This is a genomic window from Thauera phenolivorans, assembly GCF_001696715.1.
GTDB lineage: Bacteria > Pseudomonadota > Gammaproteobacteria > Burkholderiales > Rhodocyclaceae > Thauera > Thauera phenolivorans.
The window spans coordinates 34,532-59,491 of sequence record NZ_MBFM01000003.1 but is presented as its reverse complement, the minus strand read 5'-3'; the positions used below and the strand labels follow the sequence as shown (position 1 = coordinate 59,491).

The 24,960-nt window shown below is 66.7% G+C and carries 22 protein-coding genes and 1 tRNA gene; 20 read left to right on the top strand and 3 right to left on the bottom strand.

Going from position 1 to position 24,960, the window contains the following annotated elements:
* Positions 1-25: 25 nt before the first annotated feature.
* The 3 genes from dnaJ to grpE all read right to left on the bottom strand — a co-directional run bounded on the left by dnaJ (position 26) and on the right by grpE (position 3,852).
* Complete coding sequence (dnaJ, locus tag BB334_RS07115) at positions 26-1,150, bottom strand: molecular chaperone DnaJ (protein WP_068806424.1); 1,125 nt, start codon at positions 1,148-1,150, stop codon at positions 26-28.
* 96 nt (positions 1,151-1,246) lie between these two features.
* Positions 1,247-3,229: a molecular chaperone DnaK gene (gene dnaK, locus BB334_RS07110; protein WP_269799001.1), complete on the bottom strand. Its 1,983-nt coding sequence runs from the start codon at positions 3,227-3,229 to the stop codon at positions 1,247-1,249.
* A 44-nt stretch (positions 3,230-3,273) separates the two neighbouring features.
* Entirely contained in the window at positions 3,274-3,852 is a 579-nt protein-coding gene (grpE, locus tag BB334_RS07105; RefSeq protein ID WP_068806417.1) for a nucleotide exchange factor GrpE, read from the bottom strand.
* Positions 3,853-4,117: 265 nt separating this feature from the next.
* Here grpE and BB334_RS07100 point away from each other — a divergent pair, with 265 nt between their 5' ends.
* From BB334_RS07100 to infC, 20 genes are all read left to right on the top strand, one after another.
* A complete protein-coding gene (locus tag BB334_RS07100; RefSeq protein ID WP_232756680.1) occupies positions 4,118-5,056 on the top strand; it encodes a hypothetical protein in 939 nt (312 codons plus the stop codon).
* Positions 5,057-5,174: 118 nt separating this feature from the next.
* Positions 5,175-7,787 carry a DNA gyrase subunit A gene (gene gyrA, locus BB334_RS07095; protein WP_068806409.1) on the top strand — a complete coding sequence of 871 codons (2,613 nt, stop codon included), beginning with the start codon at positions 5,175-5,177 and terminating at the stop codon, positions 7,785-7,787.
* Positions 7,784-8,881 (top strand): 3-phosphoserine/phosphohydroxythreonine transaminase, encoded by a 1,098-nt coding sequence (gene serC / locus BB334_RS07090; RefSeq protein WP_068806406.1) that lies wholly within the window; start codon positions 7,784-7,786, stop codon positions 8,879-8,881. Before gyrA ends, serC begins: the two co-directional genes overlap by 4 nt.
* 59 nt (positions 8,882-8,940) lie before the next feature.
* On the top strand, positions 8,941-10,005 hold the full coding sequence (pheA, locus tag BB334_RS07085) for a prephenate dehydratase (RefSeq protein ID WP_068806404.1): 1,065 nt from the start codon (positions 8,941-8,943) through the stop codon (positions 10,003-10,005).
* Positions 10,006-10,022: 17 nt separating this feature from the next.
* Complete coding sequence (hisC, locus tag BB334_RS07080) at positions 10,023-11,120, top strand: histidinol-phosphate transaminase (RefSeq protein WP_068806401.1); 1,098 nt, start codon at positions 10,023-10,025, stop codon at positions 11,118-11,120.
* Between the two features lie 17 nt (positions 11,121-11,137).
* Positions 11,138-12,031: a prephenate dehydrogenase gene (locus tag BB334_RS07075; protein WP_068806398.1), complete on the top strand. Its 894-nt coding sequence runs from the start codon at positions 11,138-11,140 to the stop codon at positions 12,029-12,031.
* Positions 12,032-12,050: 19 nt separating this feature from the next.
* Positions 12,051-14,006: a bifunctional 3-phosphoshikimate 1-carboxyvinyltransferase/cytidylate kinase gene (locus BB334_RS07070; protein WP_068806395.1), complete on the top strand. Its 1,956-nt coding sequence runs from the start codon at positions 12,051-12,053 to the stop codon at positions 14,004-14,006.
* A gap of 103 nt (positions 14,007-14,109) precedes the next feature.
* Positions 14,110-15,816: a 30S ribosomal protein S1 gene (rpsA, locus tag BB334_RS07065; protein ID WP_068806392.1), complete on the top strand. Its 1,707-nt coding sequence runs from the start codon at positions 14,110-14,112 to the stop codon at positions 15,814-15,816.
* 11 nt (positions 15,817-15,827) lie between these two features.
* Positions 15,828-16,112 carry an integration host factor subunit beta gene (locus tag BB334_RS07060; protein ID WP_068806389.1) on the top strand — a complete coding sequence of 95 codons (285 nt, stop codon included), beginning with the start codon at positions 15,828-15,830 and terminating at the stop codon, positions 16,110-16,112.
* Between the two features lie 86 nt (positions 16,113-16,198).
* Entirely contained in the window at positions 16,199-16,492 is a 294-nt protein-coding gene (locus tag BB334_RS07055; protein WP_068807889.1) for a LapA family protein, read from the top strand.
* Positions 16,493-16,509: 17 nt separating this feature from the next.
* Entirely contained in the window at positions 16,510-17,685 is a 1,176-nt protein-coding gene (gene lapB / locus BB334_RS07050; protein WP_068806385.1) for a lipopolysaccharide assembly protein LapB, read from the top strand.
* 76 nt (positions 17,686-17,761) lie between these two features.
* Positions 17,762-18,652, top strand: coding sequence for a cysteine synthase CysM (cysM, locus tag BB334_RS07045; protein ID WP_068806383.1), 891 nt, complete (start codon positions 17,762-17,764; stop codon positions 18,650-18,652).
* 157 nt (positions 18,653-18,809) lie between these two features.
* The gene (locus tag BB334_RS07040) at positions 18,810-20,732 is read left to right on the top strand and encodes a translocation/assembly module TamB domain-containing protein (RefSeq protein ID WP_158014375.1); all 1,923 of its coding nucleotides are present in this window, start codon (positions 18,810-18,812) and stop codon (positions 20,730-20,732) included.
* 43 nt (positions 20,733-20,775) lie between these two features.
* Positions 20,776-20,964, top strand: coding sequence for a hypothetical protein (locus BB334_RS07035; protein WP_068806376.1), 189 nt, complete (start codon positions 20,776-20,778; stop codon positions 20,962-20,964).
* Positions 20,961-21,371, top strand: a complete 411-nt coding sequence (locus tag BB334_RS07030) for a YdbL family protein (protein WP_068806373.1) — start codon at positions 20,961-20,963, stop codon at positions 21,369-21,371. Before BB334_RS07035 ends, BB334_RS07030 begins: the two co-directional genes overlap by 4 nt.
* Positions 21,371-22,159 carry a 3'-5' exonuclease gene (locus tag BB334_RS07025; RefSeq protein WP_068806370.1) on the top strand — a complete coding sequence of 263 codons (789 nt, stop codon included), beginning with the start codon at positions 21,371-21,373 and terminating at the stop codon, positions 22,157-22,159. Before BB334_RS07030 ends, BB334_RS07025 begins: the two co-directional genes overlap by 1 nt.
* 37 nt (positions 22,160-22,196) lie before the next feature.
* Complete coding sequence (locus BB334_RS07020; RefSeq protein ID WP_068806367.1) at positions 22,197-22,439, top strand: GlsB/YeaQ/YmgE family stress response membrane protein; 243 nt, start codon at positions 22,197-22,199, stop codon at positions 22,437-22,439.
* 76 nt (positions 22,440-22,515) lie between these two features.
* Positions 22,516-22,592 (top strand) — tRNA-Val (locus BB334_RS07015).
* Positions 22,593-22,768: 176 nt separating this feature from the next.
* Positions 22,769-24,688: a threonine--tRNA ligase gene (gene thrS, locus BB334_RS07010; RefSeq protein ID WP_068806364.1), complete on the top strand. Its 1,920-nt coding sequence runs from the start codon at positions 22,769-22,771 to the stop codon at positions 24,686-24,688.
* Positions 24,689-24,715: 27 nt separating this feature from the next.
* The coding region (gene infC, locus BB334_RS17510) for a translation initiation factor IF-3 (protein ID WP_083200370.1) at positions 24,716-24,960 on the top strand (245 nt) is incomplete at its 3' end.

Genomic DNA, 24,960 nt, shown 5'->3' with positions numbered 1-24,960 from the left:
CGGGTGCTGCGGCCCGGTCGTCGGATCAGCTGGCGAAGAACTCGCGCACCTTGTCCATCCACGACTGCGCCTTCGGGTTGTGGCGCACCGCGTTGCCGCTCGAGATCTCCTCGAACTCGCGCAGCAGTTCCTTCTGGCGGTCGGTGAGCTTGACCGGGGTCTCCACCACGACGTGGCAGAGCAGGTCGCCGTGGACGTGGCTGCGCACGTTCTTGATGCCCTTGCCGCGCAGGCGGAAGACCTTGCCGCTCTGGGTCTCGGCCGGGATCTTCAGGCGCGCCATGCCATCGAGGGTGGGAATCTCGATCTCGCCGCCGAGTGCGGCGGTGCTGAAGCTGATCGGCATTTCGCAGTGCAGATCGTCGTGCTCGCGCTGGAACACCGAGTGCGCCCGGATGTGGATCTCGACATAGAGATCGCCCGCGGGGCCGCCGTTGATGCCCGGCTCGCCGTGGCCGGCGTGGCGCAGGCGCATGCCTTCGTCGATGCCGGCCGGGATCTTCACCTCGAGCGTCTTCTGCTTCTTCACTCGGCCGGCGCCGCCACAGTCGCGGCAGGGATCGGGGATGATGCGGCCCGCGCCATGGCACTTCGGGCAGGTCTGCTGGATCGAGAAGAAGCCCTGCTGCACCCGCACCTGGCCGTGGCCGTTGCAGGTCGGGCAGGTCTTGGGCTGGGTGCCCGGCTTGGCACCGGTGCCGTCGCAGGTGTCGCATTCCTCGGTGGTCGGGATGCGGATCGTCTTCTCGGCACCGCGCGCCGCTTCCTCGAGCGAGATCTCAAGGTTGTAGCGCAGGTCCGCGCCGCGATAGACGTTCGAACGCCCGCCGGCACGGCCGCCGCCGAAGATGTCGCCGAAGATGTCGCCGAAAGCGTCGGCGAAGCCGTCGAAGCCCTGCGCACCTGCACCGGCGCCCATCGAAGGATCCACCCCGGCGTGCCCGTAGCGGTCGTAGGCCGCCTTCTTCTGCGGGTCGGAGAGAACCTCGTAGGCCTCCTTGGCCTCCTTGAACTTCTCCTCTGAATCCTTGCTGTCCGGATTGCGGTCCGGGTGGTGCTTCATGGCCAGCTTGCGGTAGGCCTTCTTGATCTCGTCGTCGCCCGCATCGCGATTGAGGCCGAGGACTTCGTAGTAATCCCGTTTGGACATGGTGCTTCGCTCAGTCTGGTATCAAGCAAAGGCCGAGCCGGCGCCGGAGCAGCGCTCCGGCGGGGCTCGGCCGAGAAGGATTCGCCAGAGCGACGATTACTTCTTGTCCTTCACTTCGGTGAATTCGGCATCCACCACATCGGCGTCGTCGGACTTGCCACCTGCGGACTGCGCACCCGCATCAGGCTGCGCGGCGCCCTCGGCCTGAGCCTGGGCGTACATGTGCTCGCCGAGCTTCTGCGCAGCCATCGCCAGCGCCTGGCTCTTGGCCTCGATGCTGTCCTTGTCGTTTGCCTTGATGGCGTCTTCGGCGTCCTTGATCGCGGCTTCGATCTTCGACTTTTCGTCGTCGGAGAGCTTGTCGCCGTACTCGGTCAGGGCCTTGCGCGTCGAATGGATCAGGGCGTCGCACTGATTGCGCGCGTCGACCAGCTCATGCGCCTTCTTGTCGTCTTCCGCGTGTGCCTCGGCGTCGCGCACCATGCGCTCGACTTCGTCATCCGACAGGCCGGAGTTGGCCTGGATCTTGATGCGGTTCTCCTTGCCGGTGGCCTTGTCCTTGGCCGACACGTGAAGGATGCCGTTGGCGTCGATGTCGAAGGTGACCTCGATCTGCGGCATGCCGCGCGGCGCCGGCGGGATGTCGGAGAGGTTGAACTGGCCGAGGCTCTTGTTGCCCGAGGCCATCTCGCGCTCGCCCTGCAGCACATGGATCGTCACCGCGCTCTGGTTGTCGTCGGCGGTGGAGAACACCTGCGAGGCCTTGGTCGGGATCGTGGTGTTCTTCTGGATCAGCTTGGTCATCACGCCGCCCAGGGTCTCGATGCCGAGCGACAGCGGGGTGACGTCGAGCAGCAGCACGTCCTTGACCTCGCCCTGCAGCACGCCGCCCTGGATGGAAGCGCCGACCGCGACCGCTTCGTCCGGGTTCACGTCCTTGCGCGGGTCCTTGCCGAAGAAGGCCTTCACCTTGTCCTGCACCATCGGCATGCGGGTCTGGCCGCCGACGAGGATGACGTCGTCGATGTCCGAGACCTTCAGGCCGGCATCCTTCAGCGCGACGCGGCAGGGCTCGATCGAGCGCTCGACCAGATCCTCCACCAGCGACTCGAACTTGGCGCGGGTCAGCTTGACGCTCAGGTGCTTCGGACCCGAGGCATCGGCGGTGATGTAGGGCAGGTTGATGTCGGTCTGCTGGCCCGAGGACAGCTCGATCTTCGCCTTCTCGGCCGCTTCCTTCAGGCGCTGCAGCGCGAGCACGTCGTTCTTCAGATCGACGCCCTGTTCCTTTTTGAACTCGGTGACGATGTAGTCGATGATGCGCTGGTCGAAGTCCTCGCCGCCGAGGAAGGTGTCGCCGTTGGTCGCGAGCACTTCGAACTGGTGCTCGCCGTCAAGGTCGGCGATCTCGATGATCGAGATGTCGAAGGTGCCGCCGCCGAGGTCGTAGACCGCGATCTTGGAGTCGCCCGGCTTCTTGTCCATGCCGAAGGCGAGCGCGGCCGCGGTCGGCTCGTTGATGATGCGCTTGACCTCGAGGCCGGCGATGCGGCCGGCGTCCTTGGTGGCCTGGCGCTGGCTGTCGTTGAAGTAGGCCGGCACGGTGATGACCGCCTCGGTCACTTCCTCCCCGAGATAGTCTTCGGCGGTCTTCTTCATCTTGCGCAGGATCTCGGCCGACACCTGCGGGGGGGCGATCTTCTTGCCGCGCACTTCCACCCAGGCGTCGCCGTTGTCGGCCTTGACGATGGCGAAGGGCATCATGGCGATGTCCTTCTGCACTTCCTTCTCTTCGAAGCGACGGCCGATCAGGCGCTTGATCGCGAACAGGGTGTTCTTGGCGTTGGTGACCGCCTGGCGCTTGGCCGGCGCACCGACCAGGATCTCGCCGTCTTCGGCGTATGCAACCACCGACGGGGTGGTGCGCGCGCCTTCGGAGTTTTCGATGACCTTCGGCTTGCCGCCTTCCATTACGGCAACGCAGCTGTTGGTGGTGCCGAGGTCGATACCGATGATCTTGCCCATGTGTTTTCCTCTGGATGTTTGATTTCGATGCCGGACGCCTCGGCCCGGCCTGATGCGAATATGGGGTTCGCCCACCGGCTTTCAAGCCGGTCGCACACTTATTCGGCTTTGGCCTTCGAGACCATCACCATCGCCGGGCGGATCACCCGGTCGTGCAGCAGGTAGCCCTTCTGCAGTACGTGGACCACGGTGTTCGGCACGCCTTCGGCCTCGACCATGCCCATCGCCTGATGCTTGTTGGGGTCGAACTTCTGGCCCATCGGGTTTTCCTCGGCGAGGCTGGCACTGGCGAAGGCCGATACCAGCTGGCGCAGGGTCAGCTCGACGCCTTCGCGCAGGCTCTCCAGGGTCTGGTTCTCGGTAGCGAGCGCGGCTTCCAGACTGTCCTTGACCGGCAGCAGTGCGGTCGCGAACTTGTCGGCGGCGAACCGGGAGGCCTTCAGGATGTCCTCCTGCGCGCGGCGGCGCACGTTCTCGGTCTCGGCCTTCGCGCGCAGCCACGCGTCATGGTGTTCCTCGGCCTTGAGTTCGGCCTGGCGCAGGCTCTCCTGGAGGCTGGGGACGACGTCGGCAACGTGCGGATCGCTGGCCTCGGTCGCCTCGGATGCGGCATCGACCTGCTCGATCGGCTTGTCTTCGATCTCGGGCGTGTCCTGCTGCTGTTTCGGTTCCTGCATTGGCCTTGCTCCCTGTGTATTCCGTCGGACCGCGATTCAACTGGGGTCGGCGGACCGGTTTTCAAGAGGGCGACCGAATTTTTGTCTGGCGCGCACCCGTTGCCCGGTTCTCCGTGGGGCACGCCGATGGCAATATGACGGCGTGGCCCGTGTGCGGCGGGCCGGATCATGCGCCGGCTCGCCCCGACTGGCTGGCGGCGCCCAACCGGAGCTTCCGATCTTGCCGTCCCTTCTTCATTCATCCTCGCTCGCACTGATGCTATCCATGGCTGCTTCGACTGCGCTCGCGGCTAACCCCGAGCCCGATTCGTCCCCGCAAACGGTCGTCGAGGACGCGGCGGCCGAAGACGACGATATGCTCGACACCAGCCGGGCCTCGATGCGATCGGCCACCGAGTGGCTGGCGAGCGGAATCAACAGCTGGTTCGGCGAGCGCCCGTTCGAGGATGGCGGCAGCGTGACCGCTGGCCGCTTTGCGGTGCGCTCGCTGTGGCGGCAGGACGACGGCTGGGACTTCAACGTGCGTTTCCGTGCCCGGGTCGAGTTGCCGAACCTGCGCGACAAGGCCTACTTCTTCTTCGGTCAGGAGAACGAGGAGGAACTGGTCAGCGACCGGCCCGAGGCCTTCACGCGCGAGCAGCAGCTGCTCAAGACCGATCGCAGCGACGACCAGACGGCCTTCGCAGGGCTCGGCCTGCTGCTGCGCGATAACCTCGATTTCCGCATCGGCGTTCGCAGCGCCTACAAGGTCTATGCGCAGGCGCGTTACCTGCACGACTGGCGCCTTTCCGAGCGGAACCACCTGCAGTTCCGCGAGACGGTGTTCTGGCGGGTGCACGACGGCTTCGGCTCGACCACCTCGCTCGACTACGAGCACCTGCGCACGCCGACGCTCGCGTTCCGGTGGCAGAACGGGGTGACCATCACCGAGGAGACCAACGATTTCGCATGGGGGTCGAGCCTCGGCGCCTTCAAGTCCTACGGCGACGACCGCCTGCTGTCGACCGAACTCGTCATTACCGGCGAGACCGGCTCGCGCCACGATGTCGGCGAGTACGGGGTGAGGCTCAAGTGGCAGCAGCCGGTGCTGCGTCGCTGGCTGATCGGCGAGCTGATCGTGGGGCACTACTGGCCACAGGACGAGGAGGACGAGGAGCGCGAACGCAGCTGGGCGCTCGGCGCAGGCGTCGAGATGCGCTTCTGAGAACGTGCGCACGCCGGACGCCGCGCACGCCGCCGCCGCCTGGCGCGAAGGCGTGCGAGGGGGTGCGCGTGTTACCATTCCACCCTTTTGATTCAAGCGGCTTTCACCGCTGCCGAGCATGACTCAGTTCGCCAAGGAAACATTGCCGATCAGCCTCGAGGAGGAAATGCGCACCTCCTACCTCGACTACGCAATGAGCGTCATCGTGGGGCGCGCGCTGCCCGACGCGCGCGATGGTCTCAAGCCCGTCCATCGACGGGTGCTGTTCGCGATGCACGAGCTGTCGAACGACTGGAACCGGGCCTACAAGAAGTCGGCCCGTATCGTCGGCGACGTCATCGGCAAGTACCATCCGCACGGCGACACCGCGGTGTACGACACCATCGTGCGCATGGCGCAGGACTTCTCGCTGCGCTATATGCTGGTCGATGGCCAGGGCAACTTCGGCTCGGTCGACGGCGACAACGCGGCGGCGATGCGTTACACCGAAATCCGCATGGCACGCATCGGCCACGAGCTGCTCGCCGACATCGACAAGGAAACGGTCGACTTCGGGCCGAACTACGACGGCTCCGAAAAGGAGCCGCTGATCCTGCCCTCGCGCATCCCGAACCTGCTGATCAACGGCTCGTCGGGCATCGCGGTCGGCATGGCGACCAACATCCCGCCGCACAACCTCGGCGAGGTGGTGGATGCCTGCCTGAAGCTGCTCGCGGAGCCCGATACCGATATCGAGGCGCTGATCGAGATCGTGAAGGCGCCGGACTTCCCCACCGCCGCGCTGATCTACGGCCTTTCCGGCGCGCACGAGGGCTATCGCACCGGCCGCGGCCGGGTGGTGATGCGGGCGCGCACCCATTTCGAGGACATCGGCAAGACCGACCGCCAGGCGATCGTGGTCGACGAGCTGCCCTACCAGGTCAATAAGCGCACCCTGCAGGAGCGCATGGCCGAGCTGGTGAACGAGAAGAAGATCGAGGGCATCAGCGAGATCCGCGACGAGTCGGACAAGTCCGGCATGCGCCTGGTGATCGAGCTCAAGCGCGGCGAGATGCCCGAGGTGGTGCTGAACAAGCTGTTCAAGCACACCCAGATGCAGGACACCTTCGGCATGAACATGGTGGCCCTGGTCGACGGCCGCCCGCGGCTGCTGAACCTCAAGCAGATGCTGGTGTGCTTCCTCGAGCACCGCCGCGAGGTCGTCACCCGTCGCACCATCTTCGAGCTGCGCAAGGCGCGCGAGCGCGGCCACATCCTCGAGGGCCTCGCGGTGGCGCTGTCCAACGTGGACGAGATCATCGCCCTGATCAAGGCGGCGCCGACGCCAGCCGACGCCAAGCGCGGCCTGATGGAGCGCACCTGGCGTTCGGCTCTGGTCGAGGAGATGCTCGTCCGCGCCGCCGCCGAAAACTACCGTCCCGACGGGCTCGCCCCCGAATTCGGCTTCGGCGAACATGGCTACCGCCTCTCCGACGCCCAGGCCCAGGCGATCCTCGAGCTGCGCCTGCAGCGCCTGACCGGACTGGAGCAGGACAAGATCGTCGCCGAGTACCGCGAGGTCATGTCGTTGATCGCCGACCTGCTCGACATCCTCGCGCGCCCCGAGCGCATCACCGCGATCATCGTCGAGGAGCTCACCGCGGTGCGCAACCAGTATGACGATCCGCGTCGCTCCGAGGTGGTGCTGAACACGGCCGAGATCAACATCGAGGACCTGATCACCCCCGAGGACATGGTCGTCACCCTGTCCCACACCGGCTACTTCAAGCGCCAGCCGCTCGCCGACTACCGCGCCCAGCGCCGCGGCGGCCGCGGCAAGCAGGCGACCTCGATGAAGGACGAGGACTTCATCGACCACCTGTTCGTCGCCAACACCCACGACACCGTGCTGTGCTTCTCCAGCCGTGGCCGCTGCTACTGGCTGAAGGTGTACGAGGTGCCCGAAGGCACGCGCAACTCGCGCGGCAAGCCGATCGTCAATCTGTTCCCGCTTGTCGAGGGCGAGAAGATCACCGCGGTGCTGCCGATCAAGGAATTCGACGAAGAGCACTTCGTGTTCATGGCGACCTCGGAAGGCACGGTCAAGAAGACCGCACTGACTGCCTTCTCCAACCCGCGCAAGGCCGGCATCATCGCGGTCAGTCTCGACGACGGCGATCACCTGATCGGGGTCGCGATCACCGACGGCGATTCCGACGTGATGCTGTTCTCCGACGCCGGCAAGGCGGTGCGCTTCGCCGAGAGCGACGTGCGGCCGATGGGGCGCGAGGCGCGCGGCGTGCGCGGCATGACGCTCGAGGAAGGGCAGCGGGTGATCGCGATGCTGGTGGCCAAGGATGAGTCGCAGTCGGTGCTGACCGCGACCGAGAACGGCTATGGCAAGCGCACCCCGGTGGCCGAATACACCCGCCACGGCCGCGGCACCAAGGGCATGATCGCGATCCAGACCTCGGACCGTAACGGCAGGCTGGTGGGCGCGGTGCTGGTCGAGCCGAACGATGAGGTGATGCTGATCTCGACCGGCGCGGTGCTGATCCGCACCCGGGTCGAGGACATCCGCGAACTGGGCCGTGCCACCCAGGGCGTGACCTTGATCAACCTCGACGAGGGCACCTCGCTGGCAGGCATCGAGAAGGTCGCCGAGTCCGACGTCGATGTCGTGATGAGCGAGGGCGAGGAGCCGCAGGACGCCGGCGGCGAGCCCGCCCCCGAGCAAGGAGACGAGGCGTGAGTCGCGTGTGGAACTTCAGCGCCGGACCCGCGGCGCTGCCCGAGGAGGTGCTGAGGCAGGCCGCCGCCGAGATGCTCGACTGGCACGGCGCCGGCATGGGCGTGATGGAGATGAGCCATCGCGGCGAGGCGTTCACCGCGATCGCCGCGCAGGCCGAGGCCGACCTGCGCGAGCTGCTCGCGGTGCCGACGAACTACCGCATCCTGTTCATGCAGGGCGGGGCGATCGCGCTCAACGCGATCATCCCGATGAACCTGATCGGCGACAAGGGCGTGGCGGACTACGTCGTCACCGGCTCGTGGTCGACCAAGTCGCTCAAGGAGGCGCGCAAGTACGGCGAGGCGCACCTCGCGGCGAGCGCCGAGCCGAGCGGCTTCACCAGCGTGCCGCCGATGGCGGCATGGCGCCTGTCGCACGATCCCGCCTACCTGTTCGTCTGCACCAACGAGACCATCGGCGGCGTCGAATACCCCTTCGAGCCGGACCTCGCCGGCATCGGGCACGCCGAGGTGCCGGTGGTCGCCGATATGTCCTCGCACATCCTGTCGCGCGCCATCGATGTCTCGAAGTACGGCCTGATCTTCGCCGGCGCGCAGAAGAACATCGGCCCCGCCGGGCTCACCATCGTCATCGTGCGCGAGGACCTGCTCGGGCGCGCGATGCCACACTGTCCGACCGTGTTCGACTTCAAGGTGCTCGCCGAACACGGCTCGATGTACAACACACCGCCGACCTACGCGATCTACGTCGCCGGCCTGGTGTTCCAGTGGCTCAAGCGGCAAGGCGGCGTGGCCGCGGTCGAGGCGAGCAATGTCGCCAAGGCGAAGCTGCTGTACGACTTCCTCGACGCCAGCGACTTCTACGAGAATCGGGTCGACCCGGCGTGCCGCTCGCGCATGAACGTACCCTTCTTCCTGAAGGACGAGGCGCTCGATGCGGCCTTTCTCGCCGAGGCGACGGCCGCGGGCCTGGTCCAGCTCAAGGGCCACAAGTCGGTCGGCGGCATGCGGGCGTCGATCTACAATGCGATGCCGCTCGCCGGCGTTCAGGCGCTGGTGGATTTCATGCGCGACTTCGCCGCGCGCAAGGCCTGAGCCCGAGCGCCCGGGCGAGCCACGCACGACACACTATCGGACTGGACTGACGATCGAGCATGAGCGACGAACTGCTTAACCTGCGTAACCGCATCGACCACCTCGACGAGGAAATCCTCGCCCGCCTCAGCGAGCGCGCCAAGTGCGCGCAGCGCGTCGGCGAGATCAAGCACGGCAACGTCTACCGCCCCGAACGCGAGGCCCAGGTGCTGCGCCGGCTGGCCGAGATCAATCCCGGCCCATTGCCGCCCGAGGCGGTGAAGAAGATCTTCCGCGAGGTCATGTCGGCCTGCCTCGCGCTCGAGCAGCCGCTCAGGGTCGCCTATCTCGGTCCGGCGGGCACCTTCTCCGAGAGCGCGAGCCGCAAGCACTTCGGCTCGGCGCCGAATTTCATCCCGCTGGCGACGATCGAGGACGTGTTCCGCGCGGTCGAGGCGGGTAATGCCGACTACGGCGTGGTGCCGGTGGAAAATTCCACCGAAGGCGCGGTCGGCGGCACGCTCGACCTGCTGCTCGCCAATCCGCTCAAGGTCTGTGGCGAGGTGAAGCTGCGCATCCACCAGCAACTGATGTCGCAGGCCGACGGCATCGGCGCCGCGCGGCGGATCTACTCCCACGCGCAGTCGCTCGCCCAGTGCCACGAATGGCTCAACCGCACCCTGCCGCACCTGCCGCGGATTCCGGTGTCGAGCAATGCCGAGGCGGCGCGCATGGCGTCCGAGGATCCCGAATCCTGCGCGATCGCGGGCGAAGCCGCCGCCGAGCTCTACGGGCTGAAGATCCTCGCCGCCAACATCGAGGACGATCCGGGCAACTCGACCCGCTTCCTCGTGATTGCCGAACACGACGCCGGCCCCTCGGGCGATGATCGCACCTCGCTGGTGCTGTCCACCCCGAACCGCCCGGGCGCGGTGCATACCCTGCTCGAGCCGCTCGCCCGCCACGGCGTGGACATGAGCAACCTGCAGTCGCGCCCCGCACGCGCGGGGCTGTGGGAATACGTCTTCTACGTCGATTTCAAGGGTCATCGCGAGGACGCGGCGGTCGCCGCGGCGCTCAGGGAGCTCGACGAGCGTGCCGCCTTCGTGAAGGTGCTCGGCTCCTACCCGGTGGCCGCGATCTGAGAACCAAGGAGCTGCAAATGACCGTCGCCAACCAGGCCCCGGACTACATCCGTTCGATCACGCCCTACCAGCCGGGCAAGCCGATCTCCGAACTCGCGCGCGAGATGAACCTGATCGAGGCGAGCATCGTCAAGCTCGCCTCCAACGAGAACCCGCTGGGCATGAGTGCCGCGGCGCGCGATGCCGCGCAGCAGTCGCTCGGCGATCTCGCCCGCTATCCGGATGGCAACGCCTTCGCGCTCAAGGCGGCGCTGTCGCGCAAGTTCGACCTCGCCCCCGAGCGGCTGGTGATCGGCAACGGCTCGAACGACATCATCGAGCTGGCGGCGCGCACCTTTCTCGCGCCCGGGCGTTCCTCGGTGTTCTCGCAGCACGCCTTCGCCGTCTATCCGCTGGCGACCAACGCCACCGGCGCGAAGTGCATCGAGGTGGCGGCGAAGCACTTCGGCCACGACCTTGAGGCGATGCTCGCGGCGATCGAGCCCGACACCCGCATCGTCTTCATCGCCAACCCGAACAACCCGACCGGCACGCTGGTCAGCGGGGCCGCGCTCGAGGGCTTCCTCGAGCGCGTGCCGGCCCAGGTCCTGGTCGTGCTGGACGAGGCCTACACCGAGTACCTCGACGCCGGACAGCGCTATGACGCGCTCGCATGGCTGGCGCGCTTCCCCAACCTGCTGATCTCGCGCACTTTCTCCAAGGCCTATGGCCTCGCGGGCCTGCGTGTCGGCTACGGTATCGCTCACCCCGAGGTGGCCGACCTGATGAACCGTGTGCGCCAGCCCTTCAACGTCTCCAGCGTCGCGCTGGCGGCGGCCGAGGCGGCGCTCGGCGACGAGGAGTTCATCGCGCGCAGCGCCGAGATCAACCGTCGCGGCATGAAGCAGCTCACCGAGGCCCTCGCCGAACTCGGCCTCGAGTGGATTCCGTCGGCGGCCAATTTCGTCACCTTCAAGGTCGGCGATGCGGCGGGCGTCAATCTCGCGCTGCTGCGCCAGGGCGTCATCGTGCGTCCGATCGCGGGTTACGGCATGCCGGAGTGGCTGCGGGTGTCGATCGGCCTGCCCGAAGAGAACGCGCGCTTCATCGAGGCGTTGCGCAAGGCGCTCGGCTGAGCGGGGGCGCGGAGCGGATGGCAGCGATCGGCAAACTCGTCGTCTGCGGCGTCGGCCTCATCGGCGGCTCCTTCGCGCTGGCGCTCAAGCGCGCCGGCGTGGTTGGCAGTGTGGTCGGGATCGGGCGCAGTCGTGCCACGCTCGAGTGCGCGCGTGGGCTTGGCATCATCGACGGGATCGCGTCCGACTGGGCCGAGGCGCTGGTCGACGCGGACATGGTCCTGCTCGCCGCGCCGGTCGGCCAGATGGACCCGATCATGGCGGCGATGGCGCCCCATCTGCGTCCCGGCACCCTGGTCACCGACGCCGGCAGCACCAAGCGCGATGTGGTCGCGGCGATCGAACGCCGGCTCGGCGCCCACCTCGCCAACGTCGTGCCGGCGCATCCGATCGCCGGCGCCGAGAAGAGTGGGCCGGAGGCCGCCTTCGCCGAGCTTTACGATGGGCGAAAGGTGGTGCTGACGCCCTTGTGCGCCAATGCCCCCGATGCGGTAGAACGGGTCAGGGCGGCGTGGGCGGCCTGCGGCGCGACCGTGGTCGACATGTCGCCGCCCGAGCACGATCAGGTCTTCGCCGCGGTCAGCCATCTGCCGCACTTGCTCGCCTTCGGTTTGGTCGAGGACCTCGCCCGTCGCCCGAACGCCGAGCTGCTCTTCTCGCACGCCGCCGGCGGTTTCCGCGACTTCACCCGCATTGCCGCCAGCCATCCGGAGATGTGGCGCGATATCTGCCTCGCCAACCGGGTGGCCCTGCTCGGTGAACTCGACCAGTACGTGGTCGAGCTCGGCCGTCTTCGCGACCTGCTCGAGGCGGGCGATGGCGGCGGGCTCGAGCAGGTGTTCGACTTCGCCCGGCGCGCGCGCGTGGCATGGGGCGAGGGCCTGCCGATCAACTCTCATTCCGGTGAATGATTCCCTGCGCGAGGCGATGATGGAATTTCTCGATCTGCCGCCGATGCTCGGCGCCGCGGGCAGCGTCCGCCTGCCGGGCTCGAAGAGCATCTCCAACCGTGTGCTGCTGCTGGCCGCGCTGGCGGAAGGCGAAACCGACATCCGCGACCTGCTCGCGTCCGACGACGTCGAGCGCATGCTCGAGGCGCTCAGCGCGCTCGGCATCGAGTGGTCCGGCGCGGAGGAAGCCAATCGCTATCGCGTGCGCGGCGTCGGCGGACCTTTCCCGGTCAAGCGTGCCGAGCTCTTCCTCGGCAACGCCGGGACCGCCTTCCGGCCGCTGACCGCGGCGCTCGCGCTGTCAGCGGGCGAGTACCGACTGTCCGGGGTGCCGCGCATGCACGAGCGGCCGATCGGCGACCTGGTCGACGCCCTGCGCCAGCTTGGCGCCGACATCAGCTGCCTCGGCAACGAAGGCTATCCGCCGCTGCTGGTGCGTCCGGCGAGCCTGCGCGCGGGCGGCGTGGTGCGGGTGCGCGGCGACGTCTCCAGCCAGTTCCTTACCGCGCTGCTGATGGCGCTGCCGCTGAGCGGGGTCGAGACCACGGTCGAGGTCGTCGGCGAGCTGATCTCAAGGCCCTACATCGCGATCACCCTCGAATTGATGGCACGCTTCGGCGTGCGCGTCGAGCGCGAGGACTGGTCGCGCTTCGTCGTCCCGGGCGGAGTGCGCTACCGCAGTCCGGGCACCGTCTTCGTCGAGGGCGATGCCTCGTCCGCGTCCTACTTTCTCGCCGCCGGCGCGATCGGCGGCGGTCCGGTGCGGGTCGAAGGGGTGGGCGTGAACAGCATCCAGGGCGACGTGCGCTTCGCGGAGGCGCTCGCGCAGCTCGGTGCCCGGGTCGCGATGGGCGACAACTGGATCGAGGCTCGGGCGCCTGCGGAGGGCCGGTTGAAGGCCTTCGATCTCGACCTCAACCACATTCCCGATGCGGCGATGACGCTCGCGGTGGCGGCGCTGTTCGCCGACGGCCCGTGCCGGCTGCGCAACATCGCGAGCTGGCGGGTGAAGGAGACGGATCGCATCGCGGCGATGGCGACCGAGCTGCGCAAGGTCGGCGCAGAGGTGGAGGAGGGGGCGGACTACCTGCGGGTCACGCCGCCGCCGCGCCTGTGCCCGGCCGCCATCGACACCTACGACGATCACCGCATGGCGATGTGCTTCTCGCTGGTGAGCCTGGGTGGCTGCCGGGTGCGGATCAACGACCCGAAGTGCGTCAACAAGACCTTTCCGGGCTACTTTCGCGCCTTCGCCCAGGTGGTGAGGCCGGTCCCGGTGATCGCGATCGACGGTCCGTCGGCTTCGGGAAAGGGCACCGTCGCCGCCGAGGTGGCGGCCGCGCTCGGCTGGCACCACCTCGACAGTGGCTCGCTCTACCGGCTGGTCGCGCATGCGGCGACGCGGGCGGGCATCGCGCTCGGCGACGAACCGCGGCTCGCTGCGCTGGCCGCCTGCTTGCCCGCGCGCTTCGAGGGTGGGCGCATCCTGCTCGACGGCGAGGATGTCGGCGACGCGATCCGCAGCGAGGCCTGTTCAGCGGGTGCCTCGAAGGTGGCAGTGCTGCCGGCGGTGCGGGCGGCGCTGTTCGACCGCCAGCGCGATTACCGCGCCGCGCCTGGCCTCGTTGCCGAAGGGCGGGACATGGGCTCGGTGATCTTCCCCGATTCGGCGCTCAAGATCTTCCTCACGGCGTCGGCCGAGGCGCGTGCGGAACGTCGCTATAAGCAGTTGATCGAAAAGGGGTTGGCTGCTAGTATGATTGACTTGCTGCAGGATCTTCGGGAGCGGGATGCGCGTGACGCGGCCCGCACCGTGGCCCCGTTGCAGCAATTGCCGGACGCGGTCCTGCTCGACACCACTTCCATGGGGGTCGCGCAAGCCGTGGCTTTTGTCCTTGATCTCGCCCGCGAACGGGGTCTCGAGATCAGAGGCTGAAGACCGGCTAAACCGCGCATCCGTGGGGCACAGGCTCCGGGGGTGTGAATTTAAAACCTACTTTCCATGCCGCCGCGAGGCGGTTCCGGGTTTCTTCCAATCTATGACCACTGACACCCCCGTTTCCTTCGAAGAAAGCTTTGCCGATCTTTTCGAGGAAAGCCTTGCCCTGCAAGAAATGCGTACCGGCGAAGTCATCACCGCCGAAGTGGTGCGCATCGACCAGAACTTCGTCGTCGTCAATGCCGGCCTGAAGTCCGAAAGCTATGTTCCGGTCGAAGAGTTTCGCAATGACCGTGGCGAACTCGAAGTCGAAGTCGGCGACTTCGTCCACGTCGCCATCGACGCCCTCGAAGACGGCTTCGGCGAGACCCGCCTGTCGCGCGACAAAGCCAAGCGCATCTCCGCCTGGAACGACCTCGAGAAGGCGCTCAACGAAGGCTCGCTCGTCAAGGGCGTGATCACCGGCCGCGTCAAGGGCGGCCTGACCGTGATGACCAACAGCATCCGCGCCTTCCTGCCCGGCTCGCTGGTCGACATGCGTCCGGTCAAGGACACCACCCCCTACGAGGGCAAGGAATTCGAGTTCAAGGTCATCAAGCTTGACCGCAAGCGCAACAACGTCGTCGTCTCGCGTCGTGCTGTGCTCGAAGAGTCGATGGGCGAAGAGCGCGAAAAGCTGCTCTCCACCCTCAGGGAAGGCACCGTCATCAAGGGTATCGTCAAGAACATCACCGACTACGGTGCGTTCGTCGACCTCGGTGGCATCGACGGCCTGCTGCACATCACCGATCTGGCCTGGCGCCGCGTCCGTCACCCGAGCGAAGTGCTCAACGTCGGTGACGAGATCGAAGCCAAGGTGCTCAAGTTCGACCAGGAAAAGAACCGCGTTTCCCTGGGCCTCAAGCAGCTGGGCGAAGATCCGTGGGTCGGCATCTCGCGCCGCTACCCGCAGGGCACCCGACTGTTTGGCAAGGTCACCAACATCACCGACTACGGCGCCTTCGTCGAGGTCGAGCAGGGCATCGAGGGCCTGGTCCACGTGTCCGAGATGGACTGGACCAACAAGAACATCCATCCGACCAAGGTCGTCCAGCTCGGCGACGAAGTCGAAGTCATGATCCTCGAGATCGACGAAGACCGTCGCCGTATCTCGCTCGGCATGAAGCAGTGCATGTCCAACCCGTGGGACGATTTCGCGATCAACCACAAGAAGGGCGACAAGGTCCGCGGTCAGATCAAGTCGATCACCGACTTCGGTGTGTTCATCGGCCTGGAAGGCGGTATCGACGGCCTGGTGCACCTGTCCGACCTGTCGTGGAGCGAGTCGGGCGAGGATGCCGTGCGCCGCTTCAAGAAGGGTGACGAGGTCGAGGCCGTGGTGCTGGCGATCGACGTCGAGCGCGAGCGTATCTCGCTTGGCATCAAGCAGCTCGAGGGTGATCCCTACACCAGCTTCATCGCCACCCACGAGAAGAACACCCTCGTGCGCGGCACGGTGAAGTCGGTCGAAGCGCGCGGCGCGGTGGTTGCGCTGCCGGACGGTGCCGAAGGCTACTTGCGTGCTTCCGAGGCCGCCGCCCACCGGGTGGACGACCTGACCACGATGTTCAAGGTCGGCGACGAAGTCGAGGCCCTGATCATCAACGTCGATCGCAAGACCCGTTCGATCAGCCTGTCGATTCGCGCCAAGGATCAGGTCGAACAGAGCGAAGCGATGCAGAAGCTGGCCTCGGAGAGCTCCGCTGCTTCGGGCACGACCAACCTCGGCGCGCTGCTGAAGGCAAAGCTGAACGAGCAGAACAAGTGATCTGACCGGTCATGACCAAATCGGAGCTGATCGCCCAGCTGGCGGAGCGTTTTCCGCAACTGGTCGCAAAGGACGCCGATTACGCGGTCAAGATGATCCTCGATGCGATGACCGACGCCCTCGTGCGCGGTGATCGCATCGAAATCCGCGGGTTTGGAAGCTTTGCGCTGAATTACCGTCCGCCTCGCGTGGGGCGCAATCCGAAATCCGGCGAGAAGGTGCACGTACCCGAAAAGTACGTGCCGCACTTCAAGGCCGGCAAGGAACTGCGCGAGCGGGTGGACATCGTTCAGTGACCGTGCGGCAATCGGCAGGTTGAGCAGTACGGAAGGCGGCTTTGGCCGCCTTCTTTTTTGTCTCGGCCTCGGGGATAATGCGCGACATGCGCACAGTCATCTGGATCATCCGCCTCGTCCTCTTCTTCCTGCTGTTCGGCTTTGCGGTGAAGAACGACCATCTCGCCAACCTGCGCTTCTTCTTCGGCGCCGAGTGGCAATTGCCGCTCGTCTTCATCATCGTGATCAGCTTCGCTGCGGGCGCGCTGCTCGGCGTGAGCGCGACCTTCGGCTCGCTCTTCGGTCAGCGCCGCGAGATCTCCCGCCTGCGGCGGCAACTCGAGCGTGCAGAGCGCGAAAAGCCGGTGGTGGTGGTCGATACGCCTCCGCCGCAGCCCTGAGCGCGGCCGGGTCACAGATGGAAATCGAGTTCTGGTGGCTCCTCGCGCTGCCACTTTTCTTCGCGCTCGGCTGGCTCGCCGCGCGCATCGACATCAGGCAGGTGGTGCGCGAGTCGCGCGCGCTGCCCCGCTCCTACCTCAACGGGCTCAACTTCCTCCTCAAGGAACAGCCCGACAAGGCGATCGACGCCTTCATCGAGGCGGTTCGCATCGATCCGCAGACGATCGAGCTGCACTTTGCCCTAGGCAGCCTCTTCCGGCGCCGCGGCGAGACCGACCGTGCGATCCGCATCCACCAGCTGCTGGTTGACCGCGAGGATCTCAGCCAGGAGCAGCGCCTGCAGGCGCTCGCCGAACTGGGCGAGGATTTCCTCAAGGCCGGTCTGCTCGACCGCGCCGAGGCAGTGTTCCTGAAGCTGCGCGACAGCGGGGCGCAGGACGTGGCGCTGCCCTTCCTGCTCGAGATCTACCAGCAGGAAAAGGACTGGGCGAAGGCGATCGAGGTCGCGCGCGCCCTGCCGAACCACGAGAGCGTGATGTGGCGCCGGGAGGTGGCCAATTTCCACTGCGAACTGGCTGCCGGTGCGCTTGCCAATTCCCGCTTCGACGAGGTGCGTGCCCATCTTGACGAGGCCTTCGCGATCAACCGCGGCTGCGTGCGGGCGAGCATGTTGCTCGGCGACCTGCTGCAGGCCGAGGGGCGCGACGAGGCGGCGCTGGAGGCCTGGAAACGGGTCGAAAATCAGGATCCGGTCTATCTTTCGCTCGTGGCCGAGCGCGTGATGGAGGCCTACGAGCGCCTTGGCCGGGTGGATCAGGGGCATCAGTTGCTGCGCTCGTGGATGGAGAGCCACGCCTCGCTCGGCCTCCTCGACGAGCTCTTCCAGCGCGAGCTCGAGAAGGCGGGGCCGCCCGCCGCTTATGCGATGGTGCGTGAGGAGCTCAGGCGCAATCCCACCCTGCTCGGCCTCGAAAAGATGCTCGAGGCGGCCGTGCTGAGCGCACCCCCCGAGCTGCGCAGCGACATCGAGATGGTGAAGCAGCTGATCCACGGGCACACCCGCAAGGTCGCGCGCTACCGGTGCAGCGCCTGCGGTTTCAAGGCGCGCCAGTTCCAGTGGCGCTGTCCCGCCTGTGGCGGCTGGGAAACCTACCCGCCGCGGCGCACCGAGGAGTTCGATCTCACGCCCTGAACCTCCTGGCGCCCGCCGGGTCTGGTGATCATCGGTCGCGCGTCGCGTGCGGCCGCTCACGGGAAATTTTCAGCAAATGGAATTCAAGACCCTCGAAGACTACGTCGGCCAGACGCCGCTCGTACGCCTGAAGCGCATCGTCGCCGGGCGCAACAACACCATCCTCGCCAAACTCGAGGGCAACAATCCGGCCGGTTCGGTAAAGGACCGCCCTGCAGTGTCGATGATCGTGCGCGCAGAGGCGCGCGGTGACATCAGGCCGGGCGACACCCTGATCGAGGCCACCAGCGGCAACACCGGCATCGCGCTGGCGATGGCCGCGGCGATGCGCGGCTACCGCATGATCCTGGTGATGCCCGAGAACCAGAGCGTCGAGCGTCGCCAGACGATGCGCGCTTTCGGCGCCGAGCTGGTGCTCACGCCGACTTCGGGAGGAATGGAGATGGCGCGCGATGTCGCCGCGCGCATGCGCGACGAGGGCAAGGGCATCATCCTTGACCAGTTCTCCAACCCCGACAATCCGCTCGCCCACTACGAGGGGACCGGCCCCGAGATCTGGCGCCAGACCGGCGGCAAGCTGACGCACTTCGTCAGCTCGATGGGCACGACCGGCACGATCATGGGGGTGTCTCGCTACCTCAAGGAGCAGAACCCGGCGATCACGATCGTCGGCTGCGAGCCCGAGGAGGGCTCGTCCATCCCCGGCATCCGCAAGTGGCCCGAGGCCTACCTGCCGAGTATCTTCGACCGTGCCCGGGTCGACCGCGTCGAGCCGGTCAGTCAGGCTGCAGCGGAGGAGATGACGCGACGGCTGGCACAGGAAGAAGGCATCTTCGCCGGCATTTCGTCCGGTGGCGCGCTGCATGTGGCCTTGCGCATCGCCTCGCAGGTCGAGGATGCGGTCATCGTGACCATCGTCTGCGATCGTGGCGACCGCTATCTCTCCACCGGCGTCTTTCCCGCCTGATTCATTCGGTCCGCGCGGGGTGCTCGTCGCCGCCCGCGACCCGGCGGGCCGCGCGTTTGCACGCGGGCGCCGCCCGCGGGGCGGGTCCGTCCGGTGCTTCCACTTCCTTGTGCTGCTCCTGCTGATCGCGTCGCCCCCGGCGTCGGCCTTCGGTCCGATGCGGCTGAGCGTCGAGCGGGTGAGCCATCCTGCGCTCGAAGTGCGCGACCTTCGCTTCGAATATGAACCGGATGAGGGGCGCGCCCGGCTCGAGATCGCGGCGCTGCGGCTGGCCGGGCAGCGGTGGTCGAGGCTGCGGCTCGACTGCCCGCAGGCGCGCATGTCGCTGCAGGCGCTCGAATGCCGTGGCGGCCGGCTGCGTGCCGACGGTCGACCGCTGCCCTTCAGGCTCGAGCTGACGCTCGACACCGCCGGACGCCGCGGCCAGCTGGTGATTGCGGATGGGGCTGGTGGCCGCGTCGTCGCCCGACTCGCGACCGACGGCAGCCTACGGGCGAAGCTGTCCCGTCTGTCCCTGCAATCGCTGGCGAGCTGGCTGCCGGCGCTCGCGGACTGGCAGGCGGAGGGGCATTTCGATGGCGAGGCCGAATGGCTGGACCGCGGCGGTGCGGAGCGTATCCGGGTGCGTGGGACGCTGACCGGGGGCGGCTTCTCCAGCGCCGACGGTCTGCGCGCGGGCGAAGCGCTCGGTGTCGAACTCGAACTCGATGCGCACACGCGCAGTGGCGGGTGGGACTGGTCGGCCTCACTCGGGTGGCATGAAGGCGCGAGCTTCTGGGATCCCTTCTATCTCGAGGCAGGGCCGGTGCTCGAGGCGAGCGGTCGCCTGCGCGGCGACCGGCTGGAGGTGCGCCAGGCGAACGTGACGCTGGACGGGGTCGAGCGTCTGGCGGCGAGCGCGAGCGTGGATCTGGCGCGAGCGCATGTCGATGAAGCGGCGCTTTCGCTTGCGGGGGCCGATCTTGCCCGCGTCGGGCCTCGCTTCCTCGCGCCGCTGCTCAGCCCCGCGCGGGCGGACCAGCTACGTTTCGCGGGCAGCGTGAGCGCCGGACTGCGTCTGGTCGATGGCACCCTCGTCGAGCTCGATGCGGTGTTCGTGGAGGCCGGTTTCAGCCTCGCCGCCCCGGGCGGCGGAGTCGCCTTCGGGCCGCTGAGTGGGCATCTGCCCTGGCGTGCCGGGGAGGCGACGCGCGCCCGTCTGCAGATAGAGGGTGGGCGTTGGGGCAAGCTCGCGCTCGGTGCGTTCGACCTCGAGGTGGCGCTGGCCGGCACGGGCGCGCACGTCGAACGGGCGCGCGTGCCCCTGCTTGACGGCGCGGTGGTGCTCGAGGGCCTCGCGCTGCGCCGCGAGGAAGCGGGCTGGAGCGGCAGTGGCAGCGCCTTCGTCGAGCCGCTGTCGATGCCCTTGGTGAGCGAGGCGCTCGGCCTGCCCGCGATGACGGGCACGCTGTCGGCCTCGCTCCCCGGCTTGCGCTTGCGGCCCGGCGAGATCGTGCTCGACGGCGCGCTGGTGGTGTCGGTGTTCGACGGCTACCTGCGGGCGAGCGGGCTGCGCGTGCGCGAGCCGTTCGGCGTCGGCGCCTACCTCAGCGCCGACGTCGTCGCCCGCCATCTGGACCTCGCCCAGCTCACCGACACCTTCAGCTTCGGCAGCATCAGCGGCTTCATCGACGCCGACGTGCTCGGCCTCGAGCTCGCGCACTGGCGGCCGCAAGCCTTCGACGCCCGCATCGTGAGCAGCGAGGGCAGGTATCGCAAGCGGATCAGTCAGCGCGCGGTGCAGAACATCAGCGCACTCGGCGGCGCCGGGGCGATGGCTGCGCTGCAGCGCAGCCTGCTCGGCCTCTTCGAGACCTTCGGTTACCGCGAGCTCGGCCTGCGTTGCGTGCTGCGCGGCGCCGTATGTGAAATGAGTGGGATCGAGGACGGCGACCTCGCCGACGGTGGGTTTCGCATCATCCGCGGCGGCGGCGTGCCGGCCCTGGATGTCATAGGCTACAATCGACGCGTCGACTGGAAGGAGCTCGTCGACCGGCTTCAGCGCGTGCTCGCCGAGAACGTCTCGCCAGTCGTGCGCTGATCTCGCGCGCCGCTCGGACGGTGCGCTCAACCGGAGCAATCCCATGCGCCTCGCGCTCGCAGCGGTCCTGCTGACGACGGCTACGGCCTGCGTCACGATCAATATCTACTTTCCCGCCGCTGCGGCGGAGAAGGCGGCCGACCGCATCATCGAGGAAGTCTGGCAACTGCAGGAGTCCTCGCGTCCCGCCGCTGAGGCCTCCGATGCCGCCGAAGGAGAAAGCAAGCAATGAACATCAAGCGCTGGATCGCCGTGCTCCTGCTCGCGTTTTCGAGTGCGCTCGCCGCACAGGGTAACCTCGAGATCGACTCACCCGCGATCGCTGCGCTGAAGGGGGCGATGCAACAGCGCCACGCGCGGCTCGCGCCGCTGTATGCCGCAGGCGCGGTGGGGCAGGCGGCCGACGGCACGATCGCGCTGCGCGACGCCTCCAGCGTTCCGCTCGCCCAGCGCGGCCAGGTCAACAGCCTGATCGCTGCCGAGAACGCTGACCGCCTCGCCCTCTATCGCGAGATCGCCCGCGCCAATGACCATCCGGAGTGGGAGGCGGACGTGCGCCGCACCTTCGCCCAGCGCTGGATCGATCGCGCGCAGCCGGGCTGGTGGGTGCAGCGCGGCGGAAGCTGGGTGAGGAAGTAATGGCGGTTATCGTCTTCGACATCGAGACCATCCCCGACGTCGCGGGCATTCGAGCCCTCAACGAGCTGCCGGACGAGCTGTCGGACTACGAGGTCGCCGAGTTCGCCTTCCAGCAGCGTCGCGTGGCGTCCGGGTCGGATTTCCTCCCGCATCACCTGCACCGTGTGGTGACGATTTCCTGCGCGATGCGCGACGCCCGCCAGTTCCGGGTGTTCTCGCTGTCCGAGCCCGACACGGGGGAGGGCCAGATCATCCAGCGCTTCTTCGACGGCGTCGAGCGCTTCACGCCGCAGCTGGTGTCTTGGAACGGCGGCGGCTTCGACCTGCCCGTGCTGCACTACCGCGGCATGCTCCACGGCGTCGGTGCGCCGCGCTACTGGGACCAGGGCGAGGGCGATTACGCCGATTCACGCGACTTCAAGTGGAACGGCTACATCAGTCGCTACCATTCCCGCCATCTCGATCTCATGGATCTGCTCGCCCTCTACCAGCCGCGCGCCAATGCGCCGCTCGACCAGCTGGCGAGGCTTTACGGCTATCCGGGCAAGGTGGGCATGGACGGCTCGCTGGTGTGGCAGGCGTTCCAGGACGGCCGGATCGGCGAGATTCGCGACTACTGCGAAACCGACGTCGTCAATACCTATCTCGTGTACTTGCGTTTCCAGCGCATGCGCGGCCAGCTCGATGCCGCGGGACTCGCGGCGGAAGAGCAGGTGGTGCGAGAAGCGCTGGCGGCGATCGATGCGCCACACTGGCAGGAATTCCTTGCCGCATGGCCCGAAAAGTGAACCGCGGCACCCGCCGCATAATAAGGAGAGTATCCGCATGTCCATCATCGCAACCATCATCGTCGGCCTCATCGTGGGCCTCATCGCGCGCCTGCTTTTCCGTGGCGAGCAGAAGATCGGCCTGATCCTGACCGCGCTGCTCGGCATCGCCGGCTCGATGCTGGCCACCTTCGGGGGACAAGCGCTCGGCCTGTACCACGCGGGCGAGGCGGCCGGGTTCATCGGCGCGGTGATCGGCGCGATCGTGATCCTGTTCATCTGGACCCGCGTGAGGCGCTGAATGCGTCCGGGGTAAGCCGGATCGTAAAAAATCTTTGACAAGCGGAACGCATTCTCTATAATGCGTGGCTTGCAGCAGGCGCGTAGCTCAGTTGGTTAGAGCACCACCTTGACATGGTGGGGGTCGTTGGTTCGAATCCAATCGCGCCTACCAAAATTTCTGGAGTCGATCCGTAATGTTCCGAACTAGCACTCAGTACGGAAGCTGAAACTGGTCGGTTCCGCTTGTCTGCTGAAGGGAAAAAAGCGCGGCCACCGCGCTTTTTTTTCGTCCACGTTTTCATCTGTTACGCTGTTTTGCGCCCAACCCCCGCACGAGGCCAGAGAAACATGCCCAACATCACGCTCCCCGATGGGGCCGTCCGCAACTTCGAACATCCGGTCTCGGTCGGCGAGGTCGCGACTTCGATCGGCGCCGGGCTGGCGAAGGCCGCGCTCGCCGGTCGCGTCGGAGACCGGCTGGTCGATCTGTCGCACAGCATCGAAGGCGACGCCGAGCTGGCGATCGTCACCGACAAGTCCCCCGAGGGGCTGGAGATCATCCGGCACTCGACCGCCCACTTGCTGGCGCACGCGGTCAAGGAACTGTTCCCCGACGCCCAGGTGACGATCGGGCCGGTGATCGAGAACGGCTTCTACTATGACTTCGCCTACAAGCGCCCGTTCACCCCGGAAGACCTGGTGGCGATCGAGCAGCGCATGGCGGAGATCGCCCGGCGCGAGCTTCCGGTGCAGCGCGAGGTGTGGCCGCGCGACAAGGCGGTCGCTTTCTTCGAATCGATCGGTGAGCACTACAAGGCGGAGATCATCGCCTCGATCCCCTCGGACGAAGACGTCTCGCTGTACCGGCAGGGCGATTTCATCGACCTGTGCCGGGGGCCGCACGTGCCGTCGACCGGCAAGCTCAAGGTGTTCAAGCTCACCAAGCTGGCGGGTGCATACTGGCGCGGCCGATCCGACAACGAGATGCTCCAGCGCGTGTATGGCACCGCCTGGGCGAAGAAGGATGAGCTCGACGGCTATCTGCACATGCTCGAGGAGGCCGAGAAGCGAGACCACCGCAAGCTCGGCCAGCAGCTCGACTTCTTCCACTTCCAGGACGAGGCGCCCGGTTCGGTGTTCTGGCATCCGAAGGGCTGGCGCCTGTTCCAGACCCTGATCAACTACATGCGCGATCGCCAGGAAGAAGCGGGCTACGTCGAGGTCAACACGCCCGACGTGATGGACCGCGCGCTGTGGGAAACCTCCGGTCACTGGCAGAACTACCGCCAGAACATGTTCACCACGACGACCGAGGACGAGCGCGTGTTCGCCCTCAAGCCGATGAACTGCCCGGGCGCGGTGTCGATGTTCGCCCAGGGGCTGAAGAGCTATCGCGATCTGCCGCTGCGCATGGCCGAGTTCGGCAAGGTGCACCGCTACGAGCCGTCCGGCGCGCTGCACGGCCTGCTTCGGGTGCGCCACTTCACTCAGGACGACGCCCACATCTTCTGCACCGAGGCGCAGATGGAGCAGGAGTGCAAGGATGTCGTCGGGCTGATTCTCGACATCTACAAGGATTTCGGCTTCGATAGCGTGCGAATCAAGCTGTCGACCCGGCCGGAGAGCCGCATCGGTTCAGACGAGGTGTGGGACAAGCTGGAAGGGGCGCTCGCCTCCGCGCTCGACCACATGGGCATCGCCTACGAGCTGTTCCCGGGCGAGGGCGCCTTCTACGGGCCGAAGCTCGAGTTCGTGTTGCGCGACACCATCGGACGGGACTGGCAGTGCGGCACCCTGCAGGTCGACATGAGCCTGCCGGAGCGGTTCGACATCGACTACGTCGCCGAGGACAACAGCCGCAAGCGCCCGGTGATGCTGCACCGTGCCCTGTTCGGCTCGCTCGAGCGCTTCACCGGCATTCTCATCGAGCACTACGCCGGCGCGATGCCGTTGTGGCTGGCGCCGGTGCATGCGGTGGTGATGAACATCTCCGAAGGCCAGGCGGAATACGCGACCGAGGTGGCGAAGGCGCTCAAGCACGCGGGCTTCCGGGTCGAGGCGGATTTGCGCAACGAGAAGATTAACTATAAAATTCGCGAACATAGCGTGCACAAGCTTCCTTACCAGATCGTGATCGGCGAAAAGGAAAAGGCCGCGCGAGTGGTCGCTGTGCGTGCCCGGGGTGGTCAGGATCTTGGCCAAATGTCCCTCGATTCGTTGATCGAACGCTGGCGTCGCGAGATTGAAGCGAAAGCCGGGTCGGTCTGATTTTTTGTCTTCGTGGAGAGTTGAACCATCGCTCAAGAAAAAAAGCAGCGCGTAAATGGGGAGATCAGCGCGCCACAGGTCCGGCTGGTTGGTGAAGAAGGTGAGCAGCTCGGTATCGTGTCCCTGAGGGAAGCCCTTGCAGCAGCCGACGAAGCAGGGCTGGATCTTGTCGAAATCGCACCGATGGCGGCGCCGCCGGTATGCAGGTTGATGGATTTCGGCAAGTTCAAGTATCAGGAACAGAAGAAGGCCCACGAAGCCCGAAGCAAGCA